Below are 1,865 nucleotides of genomic sequence, written 5' to 3' on the forward strand. Positions count from 1 at the left end.
CCTGGCCCACCGGGGATTCCCCGATGTTGTAGTGTCCGGTGGCGTCGGCGTGGTGATCCGCGGCCGCCCGGCCCCCGGGGGCGCCGGGGCCCGGGGTGCCGGGGCCCGGGGTGCCGGGGCCCGGGGTGCCGGGGCCCGGGGTGCCGGGAGCGTCGGGGACGTGCCCGGCCGGGGCCGCCGTATCACCGCCGCCGCTACCGCTGCTGGTCCCGCTGCTCCCGCTCGCCGGTGCTCCGGAAGCCCGTACGGCCGCACGGGCCGCGGCCGGACCGCCGCCGGGCGGAACCGGAGCAGCCGCTGCCGCCGCTCCGCCATGCCCCTCGGGCCCGGGCACGTAGCCCATGGCGGGCATGCCGGCGGGTGCCGCGGAGAAGTTCACGCCGCGCTCGATGCGGTCCAGGCGGGCCATGACGGACCGCTCGTCGCCGTAGGCGGCGGGGAGCAGGACGCGGGCGCAGATCAGCTCGAGCTGGAGACGGGGCGAGTTGGCGCCGCGCATCTCGGTCAGTCCCTCGTTGACGAGGTCGGCGGCCCGGCTCAGCTCGGCGGCGCCGAAGGTGCCGGCCTGGGCCTGCATGCGCTCGACGACATCGGCGGGGGCGTCGATGAGCCCCTTCTCGGCCGCGTCCGGAACGGCGGCGAGGATCACCAGGTCACGCAGCCGCTCCAGCAGGTCGGCGACGAACCGGCGGGGGTCGTTCCCGCCCTCGATCACCCGGTCGACGACCTCGAAGGCCGCGGCTCCGTCACCGGTGACGAAGGACTCGACGACGGAGTCGAGGAGGGAGCCTTCGGTGTACCCGAGCAGGGCGGTGGCCATGGCATACGTCACACCGTCCGCCGCGGCACCGGCGAGGAGCTGGTCCATGACGGACATGGAGTCACGCACGGAACCGGCACCGGCCCGGACGACGAGCGGGAGCACCCCGTCCTCGACGGGGATGGTCTCCTGGGCGCAGACCTCGCCGAGGTAGTCCCGCAGGGTCCCGGGCGGGACGAGCCGGAACGGGTAGTGGTGGGTCCGCGACCGGATCGTCCCGATGACCTTCTCGGGCTCGGTGGTCGCGAAGATGAACTTGAGATGCTCCGGCGGCTCCTCGACGACCTTCAGCAGCGCGTTGAAGCCGGCCGACGTGACCATGTGGGCCTCGTCGATGATGTAGATCTTGTAGCGGCTGCGCGCGGGTCCGAAGAAGGCCTTTTCGCGCAGGTCACGGGCGTCGTCCACGCCACCGTGCGACGCGGCGTCGATCTCGATGACGTCGATGGAACCGGGGCCGTTGCGCGCGAGGTCCTGACAGGACTGGCACTCACCGCACGGCGTGGGCGTCGGCCCCTGCTCGCAGTTCAGACACCGCGCCAGGATCCGCGCGCTGGTCGTCTTGCCACACCCGCGCGGCCCGCTGAACAGGTACGCGTGGTTGACCCGGTTGTTGCGCAGCGCCTGCTGCAACGGGTCGGTGACGTGCTGCTGCCCGATGACCTCGGCGAAGGTCTCCGGGCGATAGCGGCGGTACAGAGCGAGAGACGACACGCATACGAGGTTATAGGCGCCCACTGACAACGAGCCCCGCCCCGGGAACGCAAACGCCCCCCACGCACCCGCCAGAGCCGACCTACCCTTGCTGCCTTCCGGCCCTGGGGGAGTTCAGTCAGATAGCGCCGCGTGAGGGGCTGCGCCAAGGCTACCTGATGACAGGGGCAGGGAACGAGTTCGCGAGCACTCCTCCCGGTCATGTAATGTCTTCGACGGAGGATTCGCCTAGAGGCCTAGGGCGCACGCTTGGAAAGCGTGTTGGGGGCAACCCCTCACGAGTTCGAATCTCGTATCCTCCGCCAGTGCCTCACCGGGCACGATGTCGAAG

At 71.6% G+C, this 1,865-nt stretch carries 1 protein-coding gene, 1 tRNA gene and 1 other RNA gene; 1 reads left to right on the top strand and 2 read right to left on the bottom strand.

Annotated features, from left to right (window positions below):
• Both ACFTZL_RS44500 and ffs read right to left on the bottom strand, forming a co-directional pair.
• A partial coding sequence (locus tag ACFTZL_RS44500; RefSeq protein WP_382596241.1) for a DNA polymerase III subunit gamma and tau occupies nucleotides 1-1,534 on the bottom strand: 1,534 nt, incomplete at its 3' end.
• A 46-nt stretch (nucleotides 1,535-1,580) separates the two neighbouring features.
• Nucleotides 1,581-1,679, bottom strand: an RNA gene (ffs, locus tag ACFTZL_RS44505) — signal recognition particle sRNA small type.
• A gap of 72 nt (nucleotides 1,680-1,751) precedes the next feature.
• Between ffs and ACFTZL_RS44510 the strand changes: the two genes are divergently transcribed.
• Nucleotides 1,752-1,839, top strand: a tRNA-Ser gene (locus tag ACFTZL_RS44510).
• Nucleotides 1,840-1,865: the final 26 nt, after the last annotated feature.

The organism is Streptomyces sp. NPDC056948 (genome assembly GCF_042674225.1).
GTDB classification, from domain to species: domain Bacteria; phylum Actinomycetota; class Actinomycetes; order Streptomycetales; family Streptomycetaceae; genus Streptomyces; species Streptomyces purpurascens.